This is a genomic window from Mesorhizobium escarrei, assembly GCF_935825525.1.
Classification (GTDB): Bacteria; Pseudomonadota; Alphaproteobacteria; order Rhizobiales; family Rhizobiaceae; genus Mesorhizobium; species Mesorhizobium escarrei.
In genome coordinates this window covers 128,616-154,001 of sequence record NZ_CAKXZT010000160.1, presented here as the reverse complement: position 1 = coordinate 154,001, position 25,386 = coordinate 128,616, and the positions used below count along the sequence as shown (strand labels likewise).

24 protein-coding genes and 2 pseudogenes are annotated in these 25,386 nt (G+C 59.0%); 17 read left to right on the top strand and 9 right to left on the bottom strand.

All coding sequences use genetic code 11. From position 1 onward, the window contains the following. On the bottom strand, positions 1-667 hold a 667-nt coding region (locus NMG80_RS29900; protein WP_254021434.1), incomplete at its 3' end, for a tyrosine-type recombinase/integrase. A gap of 664 nt (positions 668-1,331) precedes the next feature. Between NMG80_RS29900 and ltrA the strand changes: the two genes are divergently transcribed. Then, complete coding sequence (ltrA, locus tag NMG80_RS29895; protein ID WP_436798719.1) at positions 1,332-2,714, top strand: group II intron reverse transcriptase/maturase; 1,383 nt, start codon at positions 1,332-1,334, stop codon at positions 2,712-2,714. Between the two features lie 280 nt (positions 2,715-2,994). On the opposite strand, the gene NMG80_RS29890 is transcribed toward ltrA, so the two are convergent. The 3 genes from NMG80_RS29890 to NMG80_RS29880 all read right to left on the bottom strand — a co-directional run bounded on the left by NMG80_RS29890 (position 2,995) and on the right by NMG80_RS29880 (position 5,325). Further along, a complete protein-coding gene (locus NMG80_RS29890; RefSeq protein ID WP_254021433.1) occupies positions 2,995-3,795 on the bottom strand; it encodes an SDR family NAD(P)-dependent oxidoreductase in 801 nt (266 codons plus the stop codon). Then, positions 3,792-4,211: a cupin domain-containing protein gene (locus NMG80_RS29885; RefSeq protein ID WP_254021432.1), complete on the bottom strand. Its 420-nt coding sequence runs from the start codon at positions 4,209-4,211 to the stop codon at positions 3,792-3,794. The genes NMG80_RS29890 and NMG80_RS29885 overlap by 4 nt, the downstream gene beginning before the upstream one ends. 91 nt (positions 4,212-4,302) lie before the next feature. Further along, the gene (locus tag NMG80_RS29880) at positions 4,303-5,325 is read right to left on the bottom strand and encodes an alpha/beta fold hydrolase (protein ID WP_301943403.1); all 1,023 of its coding nucleotides are present in this window, start codon (positions 5,323-5,325) and stop codon (positions 4,303-4,305) included. A 121-nt stretch (positions 5,326-5,446) separates the two neighbouring features. On the opposite strand from NMG80_RS29880, the gene NMG80_RS29875 reads away from it, so the two are divergent. The 5 genes from NMG80_RS29875 (at position 5,447) to NMG80_RS29855 (ending at position 8,625) form a co-directional block, all read left to right on the top strand. Beyond that, positions 5,447-5,962 carry a winged helix-turn-helix transcriptional regulator gene (locus tag NMG80_RS29875; protein ID WP_254021430.1) on the top strand — a complete coding sequence of 172 codons (516 nt, stop codon included), beginning with the start codon at positions 5,447-5,449 and terminating at the stop codon, positions 5,960-5,962. A 335-nt stretch (positions 5,963-6,297) separates the two neighbouring features. Then, positions 6,298-6,759, top strand: coding sequence for a hypothetical protein (locus NMG80_RS29870; RefSeq protein WP_254021429.1), 462 nt, complete (start codon positions 6,298-6,300; stop codon positions 6,757-6,759). A gap of 131 nt (positions 6,760-6,890) precedes the next feature. Further along, the gene (locus tag NMG80_RS29865; RefSeq protein ID WP_254021428.1) at positions 6,891-7,136 is read left to right on the top strand and encodes a hypothetical protein; all 246 of its coding nucleotides are present in this window, start codon (positions 6,891-6,893) and stop codon (positions 7,134-7,136) included. A 73-nt stretch (positions 7,137-7,209) separates the two neighbouring features. Then, positions 7,210-8,076: a hypothetical protein gene (locus NMG80_RS29860; protein ID WP_254021427.1), complete on the top strand. Its 867-nt coding sequence runs from the start codon at positions 7,210-7,212 to the stop codon at positions 8,074-8,076. A gap of 84 nt (positions 8,077-8,160) precedes the next feature. After that, positions 8,161-8,625, top strand: coding sequence for a hypothetical protein (locus NMG80_RS29855; protein WP_254021426.1), 465 nt, complete (start codon positions 8,161-8,163; stop codon positions 8,623-8,625). 18 nt (positions 8,626-8,643) lie between these two features. Here NMG80_RS29855 and NMG80_RS29850 read toward each other — a convergent pair whose 3' ends face one another. Then, positions 8,644-8,886, bottom strand: a complete 243-nt coding sequence (locus NMG80_RS29850; RefSeq protein ID WP_254021425.1) for a DUF6471 domain-containing protein — start codon at positions 8,884-8,886, stop codon at positions 8,644-8,646. Between the two features lie 333 nt (positions 8,887-9,219). Between NMG80_RS29850 and NMG80_RS37500 the strand changes: the two are divergent. The 3 genes and pseudogenes from NMG80_RS37500 to NMG80_RS29840 form a co-directional block, all read left to right on the top strand. Then, positions 9,220-9,417: pseudogene (locus tag NMG80_RS37500) on the top strand (transposase); the annotation flags it as partial. A gap of 51 nt (positions 9,418-9,468) precedes the next feature. Continuing rightward, positions 9,469-10,194 (top strand): IS1595 family transposase, encoded by a 726-nt coding sequence (locus tag NMG80_RS29845; protein WP_254021424.1) that lies wholly within the window; start codon positions 9,469-9,471, stop codon positions 10,192-10,194. Beyond that, on the top strand, positions 10,194-10,757 hold the full coding sequence (locus tag NMG80_RS29840) for a GIY-YIG nuclease family protein (protein WP_254021423.1): 564 nt from the start codon (positions 10,194-10,196) through the stop codon (positions 10,755-10,757). Before NMG80_RS29845 ends, NMG80_RS29840 begins: the two co-directional genes overlap by 1 nt. A gap of 1 nt (position 10,758) precedes the next feature. Here NMG80_RS29840 and NMG80_RS29835 read toward each other — a convergent pair whose 3' ends face one another. Further along, positions 10,759-11,226: a hypothetical protein gene (locus tag NMG80_RS29835; protein WP_254021422.1), complete on the bottom strand. Its 468-nt coding sequence runs from the start codon at positions 11,224-11,226 to the stop codon at positions 10,759-10,761. A gap of 929 nt (positions 11,227-12,155) precedes the next feature. On the opposite strand from NMG80_RS29835, the gene NMG80_RS29830 reads away from it, so the two are divergent. The 7 genes from NMG80_RS29830 (at position 12,156) to NMG80_RS29800 (ending at position 21,354) form a co-directional block, all read left to right on the top strand. After that, on the top strand, positions 12,156-13,241 hold the full coding sequence (locus NMG80_RS29830) for an argonaute/piwi family protein (RefSeq protein ID WP_254021421.1): 1,086 nt from the start codon (positions 12,156-12,158) through the stop codon (positions 13,239-13,241). 152 nt (positions 13,242-13,393) lie between these two features. Further along, on the top strand, positions 13,394-13,963 hold the full coding sequence (locus NMG80_RS29825; protein ID WP_254021447.1) for a hypothetical protein: 570 nt from the start codon (positions 13,394-13,396) through the stop codon (positions 13,961-13,963). 263 nt (positions 13,964-14,226) lie between these two features. After that, positions 14,227-14,661, top strand: a complete 435-nt coding sequence (locus NMG80_RS37495; protein WP_367186025.1) for a hypothetical protein — start codon at positions 14,227-14,229, stop codon at positions 14,659-14,661. Position 14,662: 1 nt separating this feature from the next. Then, positions 14,663-15,034 (top strand): hypothetical protein, encoded by a 372-nt coding sequence (locus NMG80_RS29815; RefSeq protein ID WP_254021419.1) that lies wholly within the window; start codon positions 14,663-14,665, stop codon positions 15,032-15,034. A gap of 5 nt (positions 15,035-15,039) precedes the next feature. Further along, on the top strand, positions 15,040-15,375 hold the full coding sequence (locus tag NMG80_RS29810; RefSeq protein WP_254021418.1) for a hypothetical protein: 336 nt from the start codon (positions 15,040-15,042) through the stop codon (positions 15,373-15,375). A gap of 210 nt (positions 15,376-15,585) precedes the next feature. Continuing rightward, positions 15,586-16,146 carry an NUDIX hydrolase gene (locus NMG80_RS29805; RefSeq protein WP_254021417.1) on the top strand — a complete coding sequence of 187 codons (561 nt, stop codon included), beginning with the start codon at positions 15,586-15,588 and terminating at the stop codon, positions 16,144-16,146. A 594-nt stretch (positions 16,147-16,740) separates the two neighbouring features. Beyond that, complete coding sequence (locus tag NMG80_RS29800; protein WP_254021416.1) at positions 16,741-21,354, top strand: nSTAND1 domain-containing NTPase; 4,614 nt, start codon at positions 16,741-16,743, stop codon at positions 21,352-21,354. Positions 21,355-21,536: 182 nt separating this feature from the next. On the opposite strand, the pseudogene NMG80_RS29795 reads toward NMG80_RS29800, so the two are convergent. The 3 genes and pseudogenes from NMG80_RS29795 to NMG80_RS29785 all read right to left on the bottom strand — a co-directional run. Continuing rightward, positions 21,537-22,556: pseudogene (locus NMG80_RS29795) on the bottom strand (IS256 family transposase); the annotation flags it as partial. A gap of 84 nt (positions 22,557-22,640) precedes the next feature. Then, on the bottom strand, positions 22,641-22,970 hold the full coding sequence (locus NMG80_RS29790; protein ID WP_254021415.1) for a hypothetical protein: 330 nt from the start codon (positions 22,968-22,970) through the stop codon (positions 22,641-22,643). A gap of 153 nt (positions 22,971-23,123) precedes the next feature. Then, positions 23,124-23,774: a GntR family transcriptional regulator gene (locus tag NMG80_RS29785; RefSeq protein ID WP_254021414.1), complete on the bottom strand. Its 651-nt coding sequence runs from the start codon at positions 23,772-23,774 to the stop codon at positions 23,124-23,126. 196 nt (positions 23,775-23,970) lie between these two features. Between NMG80_RS29785 and NMG80_RS29780 the strand changes: the two genes are divergently transcribed. Continuing rightward, positions 23,971-25,365 (top strand): malonyl-CoA decarboxylase, encoded by a 1,395-nt coding sequence (locus NMG80_RS29780; protein WP_254021413.1) that lies wholly within the window; start codon positions 23,971-23,973, stop codon positions 25,363-25,365. Positions 25,366-25,386 lie beyond the last annotated feature (21 nt).

Genomic DNA, 25,386 nt, shown 5'->3' with positions numbered 1-25,386 from the left:
AGCTGTGGCGCAGTGTATGGGGCCCGACGCGCTTGGCGATGTCGGCCGCCTGCGCTGCCTCGACGACCACGCGATAGAGCTGGCGGGTGCTGATGGGCTTCATCGCATGCTGCCCCGGAAACAGCCAGCCGTCGCGGTGCATCACGCCCTGCTGGCGTCCGACCTTCCACCACTGGCGCAGCAACAAGAGCAGGTCTTGCGACAGCATGGCGTTCCGGTATCGCCCGCCCTTGCCGCGCTCGACACGTAGCAGCATGCGCTCACTATCGACGTCGGCGATCTTCAGCGTCGACACCTCCGCCACGCGCAGGCCCGCGCCATAAGCGACCGACAGCGCGGCCTGGTGCTTGAGGCAGGTGGTGGCGTTGAGCAGCCGGGCGACCTCGTCGCGGCTCAGCACCACCGGCAGCGTGCGCGGGTGCGCCAGACGAACGAGCTTGCGCGCCAGATCGGGACGATCGACCGTATGCGTGAAGAAGAAGCGCAGCGCCGACACGATGCTGTTCATCGTCGGCACGGGAACACCGTCGTCCTGCTGCTCGATCTGGAACTGGCGCAGGTCGTCGGTGGTCGCTGTGTCTGGTGAACGCCCGAGGAACGTCGCCAGGCGTCCGATGTCGCGGAGATAGTTGCGCTGCGTCTCCCGTGAGAAACGCCGCATGTTCATGTCGTCGATCAGCCGCTGACGAAGTGGACTGATAGGTGCATCAAGAACAGGACAGGGCATGGTCAGGCTCCTTGTTGAAGAAGCCCGCCATGCTCTGCTCCAGCCGAACGACGCTCAACGCGAGCGCGACGATCGACCCATAACCCTTACCTCAACCACAGGGTGCCCTCCCGCGCGAGCGGGTTCGTTGTGTGCCCAGCATGTTCAACCGCTTGGGGGTGAAAGTCCCTTAGCCAACCTGATGGAGGTGAAGGCTTAGCGAAGCGCAAGGGCATTATCGCGAGGTGGTGTCTGAAGGAAGCGTGGAGCAAAACCGCGACCTGACGAACAGAAACCGGATGTGAGGCATCCCTGGCCGGACGAGCGGGCAACGTGTCGCGAAGTCCATATCCATCAAGGGCAGGGCTGTAGATCCGGCAGGTGCGCGGGGAAGGCGATTGAATTTACCTGGGGAGGCCTGCGTCATGTTCCGACTTCGGAACTGAGGGAACCGCAAGGTGACCTGACCGTGATGCAGGAGTCAGCAGAGGGCGTAGTAGGTGATGCTGTCGGCAAGGCTAGTGAGGCACTCCAAGGCCGAAAGGCGGAGCAAACGGATAGGCCGAGCCGGAAACGATGACCGAAGGCCCGAACGATTGGAAGTGGCAAGTAGGACCGGCAACTCATGAGTGGAAAGCGGCAGAAGACCCAGTATTCACTGGCCCTGGAACCGAGGGACCGGGGTGAAGCCCCTGTCAGCGGTCACCAAGGGGCCGAACCACTCGTGGCGAAGTCGGCACCCGAAAGCCCGGCTTGGACAGAACAGCTAATGGAGACGGTATGTAGCCGAGAGAATCTGGAAACAGCGTGGAAACGCGTTCGAAGCAACAAGGGCGGTCCAGGCGTGGATGGGATGACCATCGACGACGCCAAGGGCTACCTGCGTGAGCACTGGCCAAGCATTCGGTCTCGATTGATCGAGGGAACCTATCAGCCGCAGCCGGTCAAGCGGGTCGAAATCCCCAAGCCGGACGGCGGGGTCAGAAAACTCGGCGTACCTTGCGTCGTCGACAGACTGATCCAGCATGCCCTGCTGCAGGTCCTCCAGGAGCAGTGGGACCCGACGTTCTCGGAGCACAGCTACGGCTTCCGCCCGGGACGCTCTGCCCATCAGGCAGTAGCCCAAGCGCAATGCTACATTGCCGAGGGTTACAGCTACGTGGTTGACCTCGACCTCGAAAGATTTTTCGACCGGGTTAATCATGATAGCCTGATGGCGCGCGTTGCCGCGAGGGTGTCCGATAAGCGTGTGCTCAAACTCATCCGAGCATTTCTCAATGCGGGGGTGATGGAGGATGGCTTGGTCCGTCCGGTGGACGAAGGGACCCCGCAAGGCGGTCCGCTCTCGCCCATCCTAAGCAACCTCCTGCTCGACGACCTCGACAAGGAACTGGCCCGACGTGGTCTCCGCTTCTGCCGTTACGCGGACGACTGCAACATCTATGTTCGCAGCCGCCGCGCCGGCGAACGGGTCATGGCTTCCGTAAGCCGGTTCCTGACCAAGAAGCTGCGGCTGAAGGTCAACGAGGCGAAGAGCGCGGTGGCGCGACCGGAGGAGCGGAAGTTCCTCGGGTTCAGCATCTCGAATGACGGGAGCGAGCGGCGCATCGCGCCGAAGGCCCTCGACAAATTCAAGACGCTGATCCGGGACATGACACGCCGGACACGGGGGATCAGTCTGCCGCAGTTGATCAAGGAGCTGAAGCCATACCTCATCGGATGGCGCGGTTACTTCGGCTTCTGCCAGACCCCACGGGTGCTTACGAACTTGGAAGCGTGGATCCGCCGAAGACTACGGATGTATCTCTGGCGGCAATGGGGGAACGGGCACAACCGCTTCAAGGAACTGCGCCGTCGTGGCGTGCCAAAGCTCCGGGCCGCGGTTGCTGCCGGTTCGCCGACGGGATTCTGGCGCATGTCAGGACACCCGGCGGTCCAACAGGCCCTGCGCAACCATTACTTCGAGTCTCTCGGCCTCCCTCGACTCCATGTCTCTGCCCAAGCCTAATCCGATCGAACCGCCGTGGTACGGACCCGTATGCCCGGTGGTGTGGGAGGGGTGGCGTCGCGAGGCGTCCCCCTATCCCGATCGGCGGCCCCATAGCAGTCGGTCCGCAATGCGCCCAATCTCGGTCATCCAGGACCGCGCTCGCCGTTCCCATTAGCTGCCGTCTATTCACCTCGCTTAGCCGGCAGCGCGGCCGTTGGTGGCGGCGATGTTTGGTGGAGAACGGACATTAGCGATTGTCGACCATGAGTGGCGTTCAGCCTCGATCCAGGCAACTGCCTCAGTCAACCGGGATGAGATATCGGTCCGCCACCCGCCGGTTCGCAAGATGAGGCGCAAGTGCAAGGCGGCTTCGGTTCATCCCCTCCCAGAGCCCGAGTTCGTGAAGCGGCGGGATGCTCACGATCTCTCCCTTGTCAAACCCGACCAAGGCGGCGTCGACCAAATCCTCGGCCGACATGACGCTGTCAGCCGGAAGGGCGTCGATGTCCTTGCCCGACCGTTTCCAAATCTCGGTTCGGGTCGCGCCCGGCAGAACCGCCTGTATCCTCACACCAAGCGGTTCCAATTGTTCGGCGAGGCCCAGGGAGAGGTTCAGGAGAAATGCCTTGGTGCCGCTGTAGGTCCCATCGCTCACCTCGGGCATGAAGGCCATGACCGAGGAAATGTTGATGATCGCGCCCTTGCGCTCGGCCGCAAAACGCCGGCCGGCTGCCCGTGCCAGCAGGGTCGGCGCAAGGACGTTGAGCGCGATCAGCGCCTCGGCCCGGCCGTGACTTGCCGTCATCAACGTGCCGTCCATCGACATGCCGGCATTGTTGATCAGGATGGAGATCGACGAATCGTCAGCGAGCCGCTGTCCCACAGCTGCAAGCTGATCCGGTTCGATCAAGTCCCCCGGCAGAACTTCGACATTGACGCGAAAGTCTCGTTCCAGGCGCGCCGCACGGTGAGCCAACCTATCGGCATCGCGAGCGACGATAAGAAGGTCGTGGCCACGCCGGGCGAGGCGGTCGGCATAGACCGCGCCGATGCCGGAGGACGCGCCCGTGATAAGGGCAGTGCCAAGCGATTGGCTCATTTCTGCTCCTCCTTCGCTAGCGACAGAAGAGGCTTGCCCTTCTCGATCACGTGGGTGGCCAGCTCGATTCCGGTTTCATCTCCAATATTTTTGGCCGAGTGGACAGCACCGTAGGGAATGAACAGCGTCTCCCCCGCCTTGACTGTTATCGGCGGCTGGCCATCGAACTGGTAAACCCAAGTGCCCTTCAACACGTATATGAACTCCTCGCCGGGATGGCTGTGCCGAGGAAACGACGCGCCGGGCTCAAGGCTGACCTCCGACTGGAACACTTCGCGGTCAGTGTTGTGAAGGTCATGGTTCTCTAGGTTCTTACGCATGCTTGACTGAGATGCCGGCTGCGCTTGCGCGACGGCTGTCCCGGAAATGCTCGCTGCGGCCAACAAAGCTATGGTTATGGTGAGAATCTTGTTCATGTGGATGTCCTTTCAGTTTTAAAGATTGGTCGGGAGATCCGATTGCGGCGCGCGGCGCTCAATCGGATGCTTGTTCGGTCTGCAAACGCACTCACTTCGACGGGGCGTTCCGATACGGTTCCAAGAAGGGAGCCAAGGCGGCCAGAAGCTGGTCGGGCGCTTCCTCGGCGACCCAGTGACCGCTGCCCGGAATGATGGCAGTCTGGACGTTGTCTGCGACTAGCCTCATGGTTTTCGCGGTACCTTCGCCGAAACCTTTTTCGCCGCCCACTGCCAGGACGGGAAGGGTCAAGCGCCGGGTCTTGCGCCCCTGGTTCTGCGCAATGTCGGTGTCGATTGCTCGGTACGAGCCGAAGCTGCCGCTGAGGGCGTCAGAACTCGAGGCGAGGCGGTCGACATAATATTTGACGATGGCGTCGGGCAGCGGCGTCCCGGCCGACGTGGCGAACTCCGAGCCGAAGTAGATGTCTTCGCGTCCTTGAATGAGTCGCTCATTCACCTCGGCTCCGAGCCGATTGAAGGGGATGTGCCACAGGCGCTTGTTGAGTGGCCCGGGAACGATCAACGGAATTGAGGGAGACACGCCTGCGATCGGCGATTCGCCGACGACGAGACGCTCGACGCGGTCCGGAGTGTCTGCGGCCAGGGCGTAGGCGATCGGCATGCCAGTGTCGAAGCCGATCATGGCGAACTTCTTGTGCCCGAGCGCTTCCATCAGCGAGACAAGATCCTTGGCCTGCGTGCCGGCGTCGTATCCGCTCTTCGGTTTGTCCGAGAGGCCGATCCCGCGCTGGTCGACTGCAATGACCTGGAAGTCGCGAGCAAGCACCGGCATGACCAAGCGCCACTGGTACCAAGTCTGGGGCCAGCCATGCACGAGCAACAGTGGAGGCCCCTTTCCTCCGACGACCGCATGGAGTCGCAGCCCGCCAACGTCGACATAGCGGCTCGTGAAAATGTCGTTGAAGCCCGCTGGCAGGTGCGGCGCACCAGAAACAGCACCCGGGCCAATAGGGTTTGCAATGGGCGCTGCATTTGGGCCGACCTCAGCATTGGCCGGGACAGCTGCAGTGAGAATTAGCGCGGCGAAGGCGCTTAGAATCGATCGTGACATTAGCGTTCCTTGTTTTCAACCAGGTGTTGGGCCGCGGCGCGGGTTGCGTTGGCGTTGATGGCGCGCTACATAAACTATGAAAATCATATCCGCAAGTCCCTATGAAAAAGAAAGTTACATTATGACCAAGGCTACCGACCTTTTTCGCCAGACCCTCTGCCCCGTGGCGCGCGCCGAAAGCGTCGTCGGCGACATCTGGTCCGTGCTCGTGCTGCGCGAGTTGTTCGCGAGGAATCATCGGTTCGACGAAATTCAGGCGATGACCGGCGCGACACCGCAGATGGTGGCGACGCGGCTCAAGAAGCTGGAAGCCGACGGGCTGCTAGAGCGGCGGCTCTACAACAAGAAACCGCCGCGCTACGAATATCACCTCACCGAGAAGGGGAAGGATTTCTGGCCCGTCCTGATGGCATTGCGCGCTTGGGGCGAGACATGGTGCAGACTTCCAGGCGAAGAGCTTTCAACGGACTATGTTCACCAAACATGCGGCCATGCCGCAGGCCTCGGTCCGTTGTGTGACCATTGTGGTGAATTGCTCCGTCACGGCGAGCTGATTGGCAAGCCAAGCCGCGCGAGAGCGGCGGAACTCGAGCAGCGCCGTGCTGTGTTGAAGGAGGGGACGCGTTCGTCGCGGTAGCTGCCCTTATGACCGACATGGGGTCGTAAGTCGTCATCGCGCGACTCTGAGGCGTGAACGGCAGCTATGCTCTACCTCATTCCCGAAACCGCCCGTCAGGTAACGGCCCCAAACACGACATTAGCAGAGCACTCTGGCGATGACGCCTTTTGCATACTTGCGCTCGTCGAAGCCGACCGATCGGTTCAGGGTCTCAAACACCTCTGCACAGGGGCAGGAGGCCCGGTTCGGGGGTATCACCATGGTTAAATCATAGTCGAACCACCATATGCACCTACCCGAAATTGGATGCTGGCCCATCATCTTTCCCGAGTGGAGGATGACAAATAGGTAGAATGACGTATTCTCAACCTATGGGGGAACAATCTGCACTTTTGACTTTGAAACTCGATACCGCTGAGCCTATTGAGCTTGGCGATTTCGTCGGTGCTTTCACTTCACTCGCCAATGAGTTTGAGCGCTACGTTTCAGATACATATCCTGGAACTAAGGCCGACCCGCGAATGTACGTTCGCGAAGTGCGTAGCGGGTGCGTTGAAGCCGACATGATTACCGGGTTGGTGGCCGCCGCAGGAGCGGTCGTCACCCATATGGACCAAATCTTGATACTAGAAGATTTTGTTCGGCGCTGGGGCAGTCGAATGACTGCGCTCATTACGAACAAGATTCCGGACGGTGAGCTGAACACTACGGCACAATTGAACGACTACTATAAAGCTACGGAAGCTATAGCTTCCGATCCGATTGCGTCGCATAAGCTCACGGCCGCCGTGTTTGAAAAGAGGGTAAAAGCGTAAGGGCTGCGTTTCAGTTTTCATCCGTTGAAGCTCGCACCGCGCAACAGAACATCGATGACCGCAAACGGCTTCTAGCGGCCCCAGCGTCGATTCCGCGCCAGCGCGTCTTGATGAGGTACACAAGAACGGATGTGCATGACGCGACCCTGAATAAACGATCCGGCGAGCGTGTAGTAATTTCTGACCTCTCCGAGAAAGAACATGCTGTGATGTACGCCTCAGAGATGGCAGAACAGGAAATCCGAGAACAAATCCGTGAAGCGGACGCAAACGTCTACAAGCGTGGTTTCGTGGTGGATGTGTCAATCCAAATGTCGGGAGAAACAATCCTCGCTTACGCGGTGGTGGCTTTCCATAGTGTCATCGATCTGGACTAAGCCGAGGATTCGTTGGAAGCTATCGTCGTCAAGCATTGAAAAAGAAAGCGGTGGTAATCTCTTTGGGCGACGGATGGTAAAGCGTGTTCTGATACTGGCCGGTGTCGTCATCGGTGTTGTAATTGTCTACGGCGTTAAAAACGCCTTCGGTATTTCCGACGATGCATTCACGAAGACGGTACTGTTCCTCCTAATAGTGTGGAGCGCATTGCATTTCTCGCACCGTTTGGAGGCGATTGAGGAACGGGTAGTCCATAGCAACTATGACCGGATCAAGAATTTGATCGAAGAGGGCAAGCGGCACAAACCCCACCACCAGCAGCCCAAGTCACTAATTGAAGGCGGGGCTGTCGAGACCTTCATAACGGCCGCGCACGAGGTTCTTTTCGACGATTTCAGGTGGTTCGGCGCTGCGCTCAACCAGCATGTTGCGGAGCCGTGGGCTGTCGAAGAACTGAACGACACCGATGTTCAGGGCATCGATGGGCCGGAGGTCGGAAGGCGTTATCAGGTCTACTACAACGCCTGTCGGATGGGCACCGTGCAAGTCACCATCGGCGGGCACACTTGGATTTTTCGACCGGAAACATTCGCCGACAATCGAGAAGCGCGAGTGGAGGTCGATCTGAACTACCTTCGGTTCGTGCCTTACAACGATGCTCACAGCCTGATTAGCACGGTCGCACTTTTCGTTGGCAAATTCGGTGACGATGGAGACGCAGCGCGTGCCGAAGCGTCGGCCGTTGCAACGGCTGCTTTGACCAGACACCTTTGGGAATCTGTTAGAAATCCAGACATCGATATGTGTTTTGAGTTCAGAACGGATGGACCGTACGAGCTTCTGAGAGGCACGTCCGATCACTGGAAGGCAGAAGGCATCGATCCGTTTGAAACATGGGGTGGGGATAGGTCATGGGCAGATCAGAATGCTGATGCATGACTCCTTGAGCGAGGACATTAAATGAGATGGCTAAGGACCCTGTTTGGGAGAGTAGGCAGCGCCGTCCCGGCCTCTGAAGATCAGGTGAAATTGGATGATGCTTTCAAACGCGGCCAAGAGGCTGCCCAATCCATGGTGGCCGATCTCGATGGCTTCATGGCTTCGCGGTTTGGGCACATCAAGGGGGCCTATTTGGAAATCCTAGCGAAGGGCATCAGGGAGGATTTGTCTCAAACTGACCATTCGCCGATACTTGCCGCACGCGCGCAGATCGCAGTTTTCAACGAGAATGTCACCGATTTGCAGGCGAAGATGCTCTCCGAAATTAGGGAGTACATGCGTGAGTGGGAGGAGTTCGATCAGTTAGTGGGGGTTGATCAAGTTGCGAGCGTCGTGAAGGCTCGGCTCGGTGATCTTGAACCAGATCTCAGAACCAGTGGCCTCGATCTGCTTATAAAACACGCGGACGCACTTAAGATTGCCGATGATAGCTGGCGGCGGGCGAACCCCAGGCTGGCGGAGCAGGAGCCGCTTGAGCCTTATTGGTAGCGGCAAGGAAGGCATCGCTCAAGTATCCTCGCCGAGATGGATGGTGCGAACGCCAATAGCTTCCATGCATTGCACGAAGAAGATGGCCGTGAACGTGCCGCGAGCGATCTTGTTTGAGATGTTGCGCTCGTTGTCTTCGATACCGATAGCACGCAGTTTTTCGGCAAGTTCGGCGTAGCTCAGATTTCGCCGTTTCAATTCGGCCTTCAAGATGCCTTTCACGGCACCTCGCCAATCCTTCTTGTTTTTGGCTGCAGCCACGCCGATCCACCTGAATCAATGCAAGAATCATCGTATACGATGGGACTCCCACCAACAAGTGCTGTGGATAAGACCCCGAGTCTTGCGCGTCTTCCTCCTGAGATCGGATTCGCCTCTGGGCTCCCCCGACCTAGGATGCAGACGATGCACCTCGCGAGACGAGTGCAAGAAAGACATTAATTTGACATCGTTTTCGATTCTAATATCATCGGATATGTAAAGAATACCTTGACAAACGATGCCGGAGGATTCTTGCGATTATCGAATTACGCTTGACATGACATCATATTAGATGCGAAACAGCATCGAATATGATGATTGCGCGGTACCTGAATGGCACAGCATTTTCTCCTTTCGCCAAATGCGCGGCGGCTCTCCGAAGAAGACATCAGCAGGATGTCGGAAACGGAGGCGTATGCGCATTTTACAAGGCTCCGCTTCGCTGAAAGCGGTGGCGAACCGGTGTGTCCGCGATGCGGTTGTGCGGCGGTCTGGCACTACCGCTGTCGCCGGGCTTTTAAATGCAAGAACTGCGATCGTCAGTTCTCGCCCACTTCGGGGACTGCCTTTGCGCATCGGAAGATGCGCTACGGGACGATCCTGCGGGGAATCGCCAGATTCGTCGGTCCAGCTAAGGGCCTGAACTCAATAGAGTTGAGCCACGCTCTTTGCGTTCAGCAGAAGACGGCGTTTGTTTTCGGGCACAAGCTCCGAGAGCTGACAGCGTCGAACCTAGATGAGATCAGCGTAGCAGGCGAGGTTGAGGTCGATGGGGCAGAGTTCGGTGGCCACCTAAGACCAAAGAATGTCAAGAAGAGGTCAACCGACTTCCGCAAATTCCCTTATCGTAACAGCGCGAAGAAGCGAAACGTTGTAGTCGCTCGTGAACGGCATGGAAATGCAGTAGTAAATGTTTCTGAAGGTGAAGCCGCGTCCCTACCTTTCATCTACAATAATGTAACGATCGGCTCCATGGTCTTTGCTGATTCTGCTGCGTGTTGGAACATCCTAAACGCTACCTATAGAACAAAGCGAATAAATCATAGGGAAGCATACTATACAACCGAGGCGTCAACGAATTGGGCGGAAAGCTATTTCTCGGTCCTGCGACGCTCAGCCTTCGGTATATACCACAGACCATCAATGAAATACTTAGTCCGCTACGCCTCTGAAATAGCGTGGCGACAGAACACGCGCAAGGAAGGAGCGCTGAAGCGCTTTGATGACCTTATAGGTACAGCAGGTCGGCGCGGACGGTCGTCGTTCAGCGGTTACTGGCAGCGGCATCGTCAGAGGGAGACAAGCTGATGACTGTATTCACAACGCCCTTCGTTGCGGAGGGCTTCAAACTCATCACGGCAAGCCTGTTTGCTCGGTATCCAAACCGAGTGCCAGAGGCTCCGGGTGTCTACGCGATCCTTGTTCAGGGCGGAGACCATATTCTTGACCGGTCGAACTACAACGGTCTCCGTCCAGGTCCACCACCGTGGCGACTCGCAAGCTACGTGCACCTCTACACGGGCGAGTCATACGACCTACGCTGGCGCATTCGCGAACACCTAGACGGCTGTTCGGTGGCTTCTGGTTTCAAGCTGTCTTTGATGGCGCTGCAATATGAGTACAACGCCATTTGGCCGGACTCGGACGAATTGATTGGTCAGATGCACAGCAAGCTGGGCCAGTTCCTTCGCACTAATGCCCTAGTAGCCTACAAACGCACTGAATGCATCCAAGACGTCGAGGCCGACCTCATTCGGCGCTCTGGAAGCCCGCTTAACGACCGTGGCCGGAAAAGGGATGACTTTAGCCGAACATTGAGCAAGCTGCGGACGAAATTCCGGCGCGAAAAGTTCAACCCCATCTTCCTATGACCTAGCTTGGGGTCGGGGAGAAGGTCTTGGGATTAGTCGTGTGCTCGATGATTCGACCTTTTGCGACTTGGTCCTTGAGGGATCGATAGAGGACATTCACCATCGACTTGAGCTGGACATCGTTAGGTTCTGAAATGCCCGCCACCGCAAGTGTCCTTCGTGCTAACTCGGGGACGCTCAGTGGTGTCTCGGCCGACCGCAAAATACCGTAAGCAAGTCTGGTTCCTTGGCCCCAAGCGATTGGAATCCGCTTTCCCAGTCCTCCGGGTCTCGCGCTGGTCGAAGGACTTCGCTCAAGAAGCTGGATGCTCCTGATGGTATTAGCCACAGACTCCGTGAGATCATCAATTCGCTTTTGAACAACGCCGATTTCCGCCTTGAGGCCCGAAAGCCGCGAAGTCTCGCTCCTGATTTCGCTCTCCAGAGTGTTCTTGAGCGCTTTTAGCTGGCCGACAACAGCATTCTCCATTCGGCCAGCATACGAGCTTGCAACCGATTCGGCACTACACAGTAGGGTCGGTCGTGGGCGAATCACACCTCATTTTCTCTCTTCCTTACCAGCGCCCATCCCTGAAGACTGCCTTCCACAGGCACCGTCGTTATTGTGCCGTTGATTCGATGCTTGCGAAGGCAAGCGCAGACGCGTTTGACCATAATCACTGATAACGCGTTGTCTTCCTTGCTAAGACCTCTCTCGGTCATCAACTGGGTGGCTATGTCACGAGAGGTTAGCGGCCCTGCGGCCTCTCGTAGCATACTCAAAACGACGCGCGTCACCTCTCCCTTGAAAGCTGCGTGCCGTGGCGGAACTGGCTTCGCGGGTATCCGTCCAACATCAATCGAAGGCTCGAAAATTCGTATTGTCGCGTCGAGATGATCTAACTCGGCAATTAGTCGCCTAAGTGCAAGTTGATTGTGTTCGATCTGCCCCGCAATCTCGGCGCGTTTCCGAACGAGAGCGTGCACAACGTGGGGGGCATTCGTATCTGCGGGAAATATCATCCCGGAACCGTAATTGAACTACCTACATTTCCGCAAATGAACCGAGGTGCGTTTGCTACCTAATACCGGAGTTTGGGGACAAACACCGCCACCCTGATCCCCGGCTAGGCTTGTTTGAAGCGGGGCCGCTCCAGACCCCCCTTGGCGATGCGATCAAGATAGCCGTGGTCGGAACGCAAAGACAGTCGAAGATACCCGGAAATTCTTTGACGAAGCAGTGACGGGATTTGCGGTAAAACTGAGAAGCATCCCAATCTCCACCCGGATTTTCCGGGTCTAGGAAATCAGAACCCGTTTCGTTGCAAGTTTCAGATTCAGGACGGAGCCACGGCGGCCATTCCCCAGGCCCGACTAGACAAGATTAGAAAGGAGCCAAACGATACGAGTGCCGTTGAGATGGCGGTCGATGAGATCGTGCAGCTCCTGCAGACAATCGATGAAGGAAGCAGCAAGCCAGATGTCGCGATCATTGCGCTACCGGTCGCGCTTTTGGAGCGAGTGTTCAATGCAAGGGTAGAAGAAGGCGCAACCACCGAGGCAGAAGATAGCGGCGGCTCCGACGCCCCCAACTTTCGGGGTATGCTTAAAGCCAAGGCGATGCATCTAAGTTTTCCTATTCAGCTCGTCTGGGAAGACGTATTTGATGAGCGGGTTACCATTCCCCTCAAGATCAAGCAGTCGAGCGAGCGGAAGATTCAAGACCAGGCTGACCGCACCTGGAACCTCCTTACAACGCTGTACTACAAGGGCACGGGCCGAATCCCCTGGCGCCGGATGCCCAAGGAAGGCGAGTACTCGGCCTGTTACATTGGAGTCAGTTTTTATCGTGAAGCCGGGGGCCAGCAGCTTTTTACCAGCGCCGCCCAAATGTTCGACGAACGGGGCCGTGGTTTTATTCTCAAGGGAAAGCGAGCGCAGACCGAGAGCAGAGGGCGCCATCCCTACATGACGCAGCAAGATGCGCGCGATCTGATTGCCGGGGCGCTTGCCGCCTACAAGGGACATCATCGCAATCATCCAGCGCGGGTGATTGTGATGAAAACCTCGAAATTCAGGGATGAGGAAGCGGCAGGGATTCTTGACGCCCTGGATGAAGCTGGCACGGAAATGCGCGACCTTGTCTGGGTGCAAGAGTCGTCAACCGTCAAAGTCTTCCGCGATGGAAATTACCCGGTGATGCGCGGTACGTTCGTAGAGCTGGACGGCAAGGGCTTACTATATACCAACGGAAGTATCCCGTATTATGGCACCTATCCAGGGACTTACGATCCGCGGCCCCTGCTGCTCTGCCCTCATGAGAGCAGCGACAGTCCCATCGCCGAGATTGCCCAAGAGGTCCTATCCCTAACGAAAATCAACTGGAACTCGACTCAGATCAACCAGAAGCTTCCGATCCCCATCCTGGCGGCCAGACGCGTCGGTGAGATGTTAAAATATGTCTCTGATGAGCGGGTAAGCACTGATTATCGGAAGTACACATAGTTGCCGAAGCCCTGCGGGGCTACTCAAGCTATTGCCATAACTTGGTATTTTCAGAGGGCGCCGCGTTGCGGCCGGTCATTTTCGTTGACAGTTTATACCCGGTTGTGGTGCAATGTCCTTGGTCCTAGGACAGAGGACAGGGCATGAACGGGATGAAAAGTCAGGATATCGTGGTGCTTCTGAAGCTCGCGAGCTTACAGGAGCAAGAGGGGCAAGCTGGCTCCGGGGAGCCTTATTGGAGCCTCTCGGGCGAGGCACCGTACTCCGTTCGTGGCCTGGAATCGCTACTCGGGATCAGCAAGACGGAGATAAACGCTTCGATCAAACGCAGTCTCGCATCGGGTCTGGCCATCAAAGACCGCGACACGGGACGGGCCAATCCCCATCGCCGCAACCTTCATAACTTTATTGTCCACGGGCTGAAATTTGTGTTTCCGGCAAAGCCGGGCGGCATCACGCGCGGGATACCGACGGCCTTTGCAGCGCCCATGCTAAAAGGGCTGCTGGTCAGCGGCGGTGAGTACATACACATTTGGCCCTATGCCGAAGGCAAGGACATGGGGCAATCGATCGAGCCCTTGTTCAAGAGCGTTCCTGAAGCCGTCCAGAAAGACGATCGACTGTACGAGTACCTTGCTCTCGTCGATGCGATACGGCTCGGAAACCAGCGCGAGGCGGGTCTGGCGGGGCAGCGTCTTTCTGAGAGGCTTTTGAACAAATGACGACTGTCAGAGGTCAACTTCTCCAAATGCTGGAGACGGTAGCCGAGGCGCTGGGAGGCGACTTCCGAGAGCGGCTGGTATTCGTTGGCGGATGCACGACCGCTCTCTTCATTACCGACGAAGTGACCCTTGAAGATGTCAGGGCGACGGACGATGTCGACCTCATTGTCGACCTCGTCGGATATGCGGGCTGGGCGCAGCTGCAGGAGGAGCTGAGGCAAAGAGGATTTGGCGAGTCGCAGGAGGACAATGTCATCTGCCGGATGCGGCTTGGCGACCTCAAAGTCGATTTTATGCCCGACGATGCTGGCATCCTTGGCTTCAGCAACCGCTGGTACGCAAAAGGAATAGAAACGTCCGTTGACCATGCCCTCACTGACGGGCTGACCATCAAGCGATTGGCGCCAGCATTGTTTGTTGCGACAAAGCTTGAGGCCTATCTTGGCCGCGGCGAAGGCGATCTCTTCACAAGCCGCGATATGGAGGACATTCTCCTCATCATCGATGGCCGGCCCGAAATCGTCGACGAAGTCCTCGGAGCCGATGCCGAAATCCGGGATTTCATCGCCGAGCAGTTCACGGCGCTGCTTGAAGATGCTGACTTTGAATATTTCCTAGAAGGCAATGTCCGCGGACCGGCAGGCCGCTCCGACATTGTTCGGAATCGCTTTGTCGCCATAAGCCAGGGTGGTGGCTGATATGGTGGTGGCCGTCAGATGGATCAGCCAAACCGGTACGAAGACCAAAGACAATCGGGACTGTGCCGGGGTCGGCCTTCGCAAGGAAGGTGCGCTTTGTGTCGTGCTGGATGGCTCGACCAGTGGGCCTCATAGCGGAGACCTGGCACGCAAGATCAGCCGGGGGCTGGTCGACTGGTATGTCAGCGTAGAGGGCGAGATAACCAGCGACGCGATCACCGGGCGCGTCCGCGAAATACACGGCGCCCTTCGCAAGGATCACCCACGCGATTCAGCGAGCTACATGATCGCGCATTTTGGAAGTGCGCGCGATCTGCTGGTTTGCACGCCGGTGACTGTCTCTTGGGACGATATGACGACAAGACCGGAATAGACTGGGTGAGCCAGCCGCATACGCTCGCCAATGTCGCTGGCAATGTATTGATACCCGACTTCGTAGATGTTCCCGCCCGCCAGCGATTGACGCGCAGTTTCCGCGCGAGGGAATTCATGCCGCCCACGGTGTTGAAAATGAAGTTTGACCGGGAACTGGTGATAGCTACAGACGGCTTCTGGGCGGAGCTGGGTGCTGGCGATCAAGCATTATTTCTCAATGGCAGGGACGTCCTGGGGGCTAAGGGCGATGATCGCAGCGTGCTTTGCCTTCGGCCTCTTGAAAGTGCCGGGACCGCTGACGTGCAGTCTGTGGGGGAGGCCAACAATTTATACCTATGATAAATAATGGCGCACCTGGCGGACCGGGCTCTAGGCATACCCCGAGTCGCTCCACGTCTCGGCCCAATGGGTGACGATCCCTTGCGCAAGACGAGGCTTCTGGAACACACCACCAAAGCAGGCTCTCGTCTGTATCGCCGTCGTCCTCCCGGGTGAGGCGACGGTCGGCTCCAGACGAAGCAGGCTATCTAGAGCGAAGGCGTGAATAGCATGGCTATCAAGACGATTGAGGAGTTTGTACGCGAGCACCTGGACGAGGCGGCCAAGGCCGCGCCCGCAAAATTCCGTGATGCGGTGAAGCCAATCTCCGGGGTGACCAATAAAGGCGCTCCCGATCACATCGGCACCGCGATGCTTCTTGAACTGCCTGAAGGACGATTTCTGCTCACCGCCGCCCATGTAATCGACGCTAACAGCGAAACGTCTCTGTACCTCGGCGCAGACCGGTTCAAGCTTTTGCAGTTTGAAGCGCTTGTGTCCGCTGCGCCTGATGGCAAACGTGCAAGGGACCATGCTGATTTCGCGATTGCCCCGGTCGACCCCGACCTGCTTGAAAGCCTGTCCACCTCAAAATTCATAACGGAAGCGGAGATCAGCCAATTGCTCGCTCCTACCACGGGCCGTATTTATACCTGCCTCGGGACGATGGATGAGGTGAGTTCGCAAGGGCAGCAGTACCGATCGCATCACAATGATCAGGACGCTCCAAAGATTGTTCCGCCTCATTCTTCTGATCCCCCATCAAGGCGAGGCCAAGGGCCGATCCCGTAGAGAAGCATGACCCCGCGAAAGACATCACACGCCGGCGAAGCGGAAAGCTCGACAAGCGCTTGACCTCAACACGCCGAATAGAGAAGCTGCTCCTTCGCGCAAAGGCGCGAGTCGACCCTAAGCGGAAGCTCGTTCGCCCGCAGTCGAATTCACGCCCATGACCCTTTCGAGACCTTCCGAGGCCGTTTTTCGTTCCCGGAACCGGACGTTAAGCGCAACCAGTACTGATGACCCCTAGCTGCCGTTCCGTGGAACCACCTTGGAAGTCCGGTCAGGTCAAACCCGGTCGTTTGCGAATGGCAATTTTGAAGCCGTGTGCGAAAACGCGATCGTCGGTCGATAGGCGGGACTTATGCCGGTGTCCCGTTGTCGCAAGTGCGCCACGGGATGGAGGTCCAATGGACGATCAATAAAACTAGAATTATGCTGGTAGTGGCAGAACCGACTGGGATTGGACTTCTCGCTACAAAGGCGGAACTGTGCGTTGAGGTCAAAAGGAATAATTGCCAACGCCGTCCTTCGGGTAAGGTTGGTGCCTCCCTCCTCATCGGCCGCCATTTCCTTTAGGATGCTTCAGGACTGCGGGAGCTGGCTATGGCCGTGAATCGCGTTCAGCGCAGAATGGCTGCCATCCTTGCAGCCGATGTGGTCGGCTACAGCCGGCTGATAGGCAGGGATGAGGAAGGTACTCTTGCGACCCTGAGAGCCTATCGCCAGATCATTGACCGGCTGATTGTGCACCATGAGGGACGGGTGTTCGGCAGCGCCGGAGACAGTGTCATCGCGGAGTTCGCAAGCCCTGTCGAGGCGCTGCGGTGTGCCACCGAAATCCAGTTGGAAATCGATAGACAGAACGCCGACCTCCCCGAGCCAGGCCGCCTGCGATTTCGCATCGGCATCAACCTCGGCGATGTCGTCGTAGAGGGTGACAACCTCATGGGCGACGGCGTCAACGTCGCCGCGCGTTTGGAACCGTTATCACGGCCGGGCGGAATATGTGTCTCCGAGGCGATCTATGCGCAGGCTCGCGATCGGCTTTCGCTCGATTTCATCGATCTTGGCGAGCACAAGGTGAAGAATATCGCCCGGCCTGTGCACGTCTATCGTGTACCCCTCGCTTCGGAGGAACAGGTCAGGTCGCCTTTTCGCGGTCTCGACGTCTTCGAATTTGAAAACGCCGACCTCTTTTTCGGCAGAGCGCGGGCGATCACTGCTTGCACCGAAAGGCTGGAGCAGCTGGCAGCCAATGGCAAAGCATTTTTGCTCATCTACGGGATGAGCGGCTCCGGCAAGTCTTCTCTTCTGCGCGCGGGGCTGATGCCTTCAATCACCCGACCCGGCGCAGTGGTAGGCATCAGTTTGTGGCGCCGTTGCCTGATCCGCCCGTCCGAAGGGCCTGATGCTGTCGCCTCGTTGACCGCGGGACTGCTTCGCGAAGGTGCTTTGCCCGAATTGGCTCTCGAACTGACAGCGGCAGAGCTGACTCAACTCTGTCGAAGCGCTCCCGATCGCGCGCTGACTCTGATCCGCCAGGCACTCGGCAAAGCAGCCACCGCCACTGGCTCGGTCCCTTCGCAAATACGATTGCTGATCGCCATCGATCAGACCGAGGAACTGTTCACGACGGAGAAGGAACCGGCGTCGCGCGAAGGGCTTGTGCGGCTCTTGGCGGCGTTCGCCGGCAGCGGACTGGTCTGGGTGATTGCGACGATCCGGTCGGATTTCTTTCACCGCTGCGGCGAAGTCCGAGGCTTCTCGGCGCTGAAGGACGGCCTCGGCAGCTATGAGCTCTTGCCGCCGACGAGCCCTGAGATCGCCCAGATCATTCGCGAGCCGGCTCGTGCTGCCGGGCTCCGCTTCGAGGAGCGCGCCGATCTGGGGCGGCTCGATGATGTGCTGCAGGACGCGGCAGCCGCCGATCCCGGATCGTTGCCGCTTCTCGAATTCGTTCTCGATGCGCTGTACGAGGTAGGCCGGGAGCGCCGGATCCTCACCTTTGCTGCGTATCGTGCGCTTGGCGGCCTCGAAGGGGCGATCGCGCGCCGCGCCGATGAAGTCGTCGACGCGCTCCCGCCCGACATCCAGGAGGCATTGCCGGCGGTGCTGCGCGCTCTCACCACGGTGCGTCCGGGCGATGAAACTGTTACGGCAAGTCCAGTCCTGCTTAGCGAAGTGGCTGGAAAGCCGGCACGATTGGCTCTCGTCGACGCGCTGATCGCCGCCCGGCTCCTCGTCAGTGATGAAGATGCCGCGGGCCATGTCTTCGTCCGCGTGGCCCATGAAGCGCTGCTCAGCCGCTGGCCGCGCGCCAGCGACATTGTCAACGCGAATAGGAGCTTCCTCGAGACGCGGGCTCGGCTCAAGGCTGACGCCCATCGATGGCACTCGGACAACAAGAACCGCGATCTTTTGCTGCCGTCCGGCAAGCGTCTCGCCGAGGGCGAGGAATTGCTGCTGTCGAGACGCCAGGAAGTCGACGATCAAGTGGTTGAATACATCGAGGCGTCCTCACGTGCCCAGAAGGAGAGAGAGGAGAAGGACCGGCAAGCAGAGCGGGCACTGATCGAGGCTGCTGAAGTAGCAAGACGCGAACGCTTGGAGCGCGAGGCCGACCGGCTCGCGGGAGAAGCTGAGCGTCGGGATCTGGCAGCAACTGCTGCGATACAGCTGGCACGACGTACGCGCTATGCGGCCATTGTCGCGACGGTGTTGGCTCTCTTGGCTGGAGCAGGCGCATTCATTGGGTTCAGAGGACAGCAGGAAGCAATGCGGCAGGCGGTGCTGGCGCAAATGAGCGCGAACAAGGCCAGGTCGGCCGAGAGGAAGGCCCTTGAGGCGCGAGACCAGGCGCTGCGCAACCAGTCTCTTTCGCTTGCGTTTCTTTCGCAGCAAACCGCAACGAGCGGTAATACTGAGGCCGCGGTTTTGCTGGCGCTCGAAGCGCTGCCGACGGGCACATCTGAAAACAGACGCCCGTACATCGTTGATGCGGAGGCCGCGCTTTACAAGGCTTTGTTAGCACATCGTCAAACGAGGATCTTCCACCAAGACGCCAGTGTGACACATGCAGCTTTCAATCGGACCGGCGACCGCATTGTCACCTCATCGCATGACGCGACGGCACGCATTTGGGACGCCCTGAATGGTACCGAGACTGCGGTTCTGAAGGGCCACCAAGGCGCCGTTGAGAGAGCCGAGTTCAGCCCGGACGGAAGCCGCGTCATTACAGTTGCTAGAGATGGCACCGCGCGCATCTGGAACGCCACCTCAGGGGAGCAGCTCTTTTTACTTCAGCCGGTCGGCAATTTTCCTACTGCGATTTTCAGCCCAAACGGCACCCGGGTGCTGACAGCGGGGGAGAACAGCGATGCATCACTCTGGGACGCTCAAACCGGAAGGAAAATCCTAAGTGTAGAGAGACGTGGAAGCTCCTCCCTGGCTAGCTTTAGTCCCGATGGCCAGAGCTTCGCAATCGCAGCAGGCGATCGACGCTCCGTTCTTATCTGGAATGCGGAAGATGGCAAACTGAACCGGACTCTGCGGGTTAACGCTTGGCCGTACAGCGTCGCATTCAGCCCGGACGGAAGCCGGATCCTGATAAGCTCGTGGGGCCCAATTTCATTCCCTTTCCTTTCGCATCTTTGGGACGTGTCGAAAGGCATGGAAATTGCGAAATTGGCCGGTCACAAGAGCGACACACAATTACAAGGCGTAATGTTCAGTCACGACGGCCGTCGAATTGCGACGGTATCACTCGATGGTAGCGCACGACTCTGGGACGGAATCTCGGGTAATTTGCTTGGCGTGCTCGGCCAGGAGTCCTCGGGGCTCAAACTAAGTTACATGGGCCCGGATGAGCGCGATCAGGAGATGAACAGCGTCTTCAGCCGAGACGATCGGTTCTTGGCTGCCGCTTCCCTCAACGGCACGGTTCGTATTTGGGATGTCGAGAGCACGTCGCTGCTCACCACCATCATCGGCCACGACGCCTTGGTCGAGCACGTGGAATTCAGCCCAGTTAACAACAGCATTCTTCTCACTGCATCGCACGATCGCACCGCTCGGCTCTGGGATATCGACGGGGTTCTGGCAACTGCGCTGTCCCATGAATATCCGCCGACCTTTGCGGTCTTTAGTCCCGACAATGCGCACCTTTTGACTGGAGGTGGGGATAGCGCAGCGCACCTGTGGGAGGTTGTAAGCGGACGTCAGATAGCCGAGCTTGACACGCACGAAACTGTCCAAAGTGCGGCGTTCAGCCCTGATGGAAGTCGCGTTGCAACCGCATCTCTTGGGGGCCGAGTTCTTGTTTGGGACGTTGCAAGCAGACGCGAGGTCGCGCAGCTCAAATCTCGTGACGGGCTACTTCAAGTTCAATTTAGTCCCAAGGGAGACCTGTTAGCGACGGGTTCGGCTCACGGTACCGCACAGTTGTGGGACGCGGCAAGCGGCGCCGAACTGGCCACCATCAAGACAAGCGGGAAGTTGCCACAGGCGATTTTCGGCCGGGTCGGGAATCTCGTCCTTACCGCGACGGACGACAACGCTGCCCACCTTTTGAAGACGGACGGAACTGAATTCAAGGTTCTCATCGGGCATCAGAACCGAATCACCGGGGCCGCTTTCAGTCCAGACGGCCAACTGGTTGTCACGGGCTCACTCGACCGCACCGCGCGGATCTGGTCGATCAAGGACGGAAACAGTGTCGCGACGCTGAAGGGCCACAGCGACGAGCTGACAGCAGTCGCGTTCAGCCAGGACGGTCAGTCTCTGCTAACTGCCTCACGCGATGGGACCGTTCGAATCTGGAGCGTTCCGGTAGGAACAGAAAAGGTCGTTCTCAGGGGTCACAGCGGCGCAGTGGACAGCGCGCAAATCAGTCCGAACGGTTTGTATGTCGTGACGACGTCGTCTCAGGATCGCACGGTCAGGCTCTGGGCGGCGCAGTCGGGGCGTGAGATCGCAGTGCTTGCCAGCCGGGAGGACGAGGCCAACCGACCGGCGCTGATGCGGGCGGCTTTCAATTCCGATGGAACGAGGATCGCAATCGTGTCCGGTGATGATAGCGTCCGAATAATTCGCGCGTTCCAAACACCTCTGGACCTCATTGACTCCGCACGTGGGATTGTTCCACGCGAACTGACCGCCTGCGAACGGCGACGTTTCTTCCTTCCTGTTGAAGGTGAAGTTGGCGACTGTCCAAGCTGATATCGCTCCAATGCGCTGTCGACCTCACCACCCGATGGTCGGCGTCAGCCGTTCCGAGCTAAGAGCGAATGGCAGTTCTGGCGTTCAAAAATTCTGCCTTGCTGAACCGCAATGATCGTGTCCCGTGGCGTGGTGTAGCTGACGGCTTTGGTCGCCGTGCTGTCCGGCATGGGCCGGGCTGATCAGCGCGCCACGGCTGGCAGGCTGATCAGGGGATCATCGCTCATCTGGTTGATGGTTTCCAGCGTCATGTATCTGGCCCGCTGCACGGCCCATTCATCGTTTTGTTCGAGCAGGATTGCGCCGACGAGGCGCACGATGGCGTCGTCGTTGGGGAAGATTCCGACGACCTCTGTGCGTCGCTTGATCTCGCCGTTGAGACGCTCGATGGGATTTGTCGAGTGGAGCTTGGCGCGATGCTCCTTCGGGAAGGTCATGTAGGCGAGCACATCAGGCTCGGCGTCATCCATGATTGTCGCCAGCTTGGGCACCTTGGGCCGGATCTGGTCGGCGACTGCGCGCCATTGCACGCTCGCCGCCTCGGCGGTCTCCTGAGCGAAAGCGGTAGCGATGAAGGCCGAGACAACCCTGCGGCCGCTCTTGCCGGCATGGGCCAGCACGTTCCTCATGAAGTGAACGCGACAGCGCTGCCATGTCGCCGACAGCACCTTGGTGACGGCGCTCTTGAGGCCCTCGTGCGCATCCGAGACGACGAGCTTGACGCCGCGCAGGCCGCGCCGGGTCAGCTTGCGCAGGAACTCCGTCCAGATCGGTTCGGCCTCCGAGGTGCCGATCTCCATGCCCAGCACCTCGCGCCGGCCGTCCGCGTTGACGCCGACCGCGATGATGACGGCGACCGAGACGATGCGCCCGCCGCGCCGCACCTTCAGATAGGTGGCGTCGATCCACAGGTATGGCCAATCGCCCTCGATCGGCCGTTCGAGGAACGCCTTCACCTTGCCGTCGATCTCTTCGCACAGCCGCGAGACCTGGCTCTTGGAGATGCCGCCCATGCCCATGGCCTTGACCAGGTCGTCGACCGAGCGCGTCGAGATGCCCTGGACGTAGGCTTCCTGGATGACGGCGGTCAGCGCCTTCTCGGCCATGCGGCGCGCCAGGAAACCTGGGAAGTAGGAGCCCTTCCTGAGCTTGGGAATGCGCAGCTCGACCGTCCCGGCCCGCGTCTCCCAGTCGCGTTCCCGGCACCTCGACATACTCGTTGTCGAGGGCGTTCAGCAGATGGGTCGCGAGATCCTGCCCGCCGCTGCGCTGGCTCGCCTTGGGGATCATGGAGAGCGCCCCAGGGCAACAAGACAGGCGGCACGGATTTCACGAAGATCGCGCACGGCCTCATCGAGCAGCGCCGGATCATGGCCCCCGGCCATCGCTTGCAGCCGGTCATGCAGGCGCGCCGTCTCGGCCAAGAGACGGGCGACCTCGCGATGCTCGACAGCCGGCCGCCGCGCCTGCCGGGGCGCAGGAGCGCCGAAGATGGAGGCGGTGATGAAGGCATTGACGGACAGGCCCGACTTTTCAACGCGCGCCCGGAACTCCTCGCGGAGTTCTTCCGGCGGCCGGTAGGAAATCGGGGCTTGTCGTTTTCTCTCGTCCGTCATGCCTCACAAAATAATGGCGTCCGCCGCCGGCAGACCGCGCGCATTCCACGCGCGCATAAGGTCAAATGCACGCCCGCTGCCATGCCTGCCCCGGCATGCGGCTTGGCTTCATTGAGGCGGCGGTGAAAGGCGAGAGGCCCGACTTGCGACGGACTATCTGCTCGCCAGCGTCGCTACAAGATCGCTGAAACGTTCGCCCTGGATGCTGACATGCTGGCGCAGCAGCGTGCGCGCCTGCTCCGCCTCGCCGGCGAGGATTGCTTCCACGATCGCGCCATGCTCGGCGAACGACGTGGCAACGCGGTTGCGCACGCGCAGTTGCAGACGCCTGTAGGGCTGCAGACGGCGATGCAGTGCGACGCACTGCTCGGCCAGAAAACCGCTGTGGCTGGCAGCGTAGATAGCTTTGTGAAAGCGCTCGTTATCATAATAGTAGGCGTCGCTGTTGCCGGCCGAAGACGAACGCTCGCAATCTGCATGCGCTACCAGGATGGCTGTGCGATCGGTATCGGTGAACCGTCGCGCGGCCAACGAACCGGCCAAACCTTCAAGTTCCGCCATCACCTCGAACATCTCGAAAATGCGGTGCGGTCCCGGATCGATCACCACGGCACCCCGGCGCGGCCGGATCTCCACCAGCCCGATTGCGTTCAACTGCATCAGCGCCTCGCGCACCGGCGTTCTCGAGACGCCGAAGCGTGTTGCCAATTGCACCTCGTCCAGCCGCGCACCGGGGGCGAAGTCGTTCGAGATGATGCCGTTTTCAATCTCGTCACGTAGGCGCTGAACGACATTCTCCGACATTTTTTCGGCCTTCCAATGCAACATGATAAATCTTGTATGCAAGAACGTTGACTTTGCGTACAAGAATGTTTAAGAACGATACCACTAAAGGCAAGTCGCACACAAATGGGTGGACGCATCCGAGCACCAGCACGCGTCGAGACCGCGCGGAGAGTCTGCTTGCGCCGATTTCGACTTTGCCAGGAGGGACTCCGACATGGCAGGCATCTCGTTCTTTAGCGATATGGTGCAAAGCATCACCGATCGCGGCCGCAGGCTGCTTGCGGCAGGGGCGCGCAGCGAGCCGGTCCAAGCCGAGACCAAAATCGAAACGCTCTGCGACATGCTTTTGTCCAGCCGGGGCGAAGCCTCGGGCATGGCATTGGCCGCCGAGGTGCTTCAGCGCTGGACCCAACTGGACGCTGCCGGTCAGCAAGACTTCGTGCGTATGCTGCACCAACAGTTCGGCCCGGACATCGCCAAGCTTGACAAAGCCATCGAGCGCTACCGCAGCGACAGGAGTTCGGACGCCGTCATCGAACTGCACCAAGCCGCCGAGCCGCGTCGCCAGGAACTGGTGCGCAGACTGAACCTCGCCCCCAGAGGCACGGCAAGGCTGGTGGAGATGCGCGAGCGCCTATTAGCCATGAAGGATGCAACGGAACCGTTTCGCGCCGTCGATGCCGACTTCGCCCACCTGTTCGGCTCATGGTTCAACCGCGGTTTTCTGACCCTGCGTCCGATCGACTGGTCAACGCCAGCCGACATCCTGGAGAAGATTATCAGATACGAGGCGGTGCACGAAATCGCCGGCTGGGAGGAACTGCGGCGGAGGCTAGCTCCAGCCGACCGCAGGTGCTTTGCGTTCTTCCACCCGCGGCTCGCAGACGATCCGCTGATCTTCGTTGAGGTTGCGCTGACCAAGGCGATTCCCTCCGCCATCGCTGATGTGCTCGATGTAAACCGTTCGCCGATCACGGCCCAGGACGCCACCACCGCTGTTTTCTATTCGATCTCCAACTGCCAGGACGGACTTCGTGGCATCTCTTTCGGGAACTTTCTGATCAAGCAGGTGGTGGAGGATTTGCGCCGCGACCTGCCTGGCTTGAAGACTTTCGTGACGCTGTCGCCGGTTCCGGGTTTCGCTGGCTGGCTGGCAAGACTGCGCAAGGCGGCCGATGCCAGCCTCGATGATCAGGCCCTCAAAACGCTCGAGCTGCTGGACGATCCGAGTTGGGCGGACAATCCGCAGAAGGCACGGGTCGTTGAAGCTGTGCTTCTCCCGCTCGCCGCACGCTATTTCGTTAGGGAACGTGCGACCGGCAGACGGCCGGTCGATCCTGTGGCGCGTTTTCATTTGGGCAACGGCGCTCGCCTTGAACGGCTGAACTTCCTCGCCGATCGCTCCGCCAAGGCGATGCGGCAGTCCCACGGCTTGATGGTCAATTACCTATACAAGTTGGACGACATCGAGGCGAACCACGAAGCCTTGGCGCAACATGGCGAGATCGCTGCTTCGCCGGAGGTGAGAAAGCTGGCGGTAACCGGTTCGACCGACACTGGTATCGGCGCCCCGGTTCGTCGACGCCGCACCGAAATGCAGAAAACCTGATAAGCAAATGGGGAGGAGTTC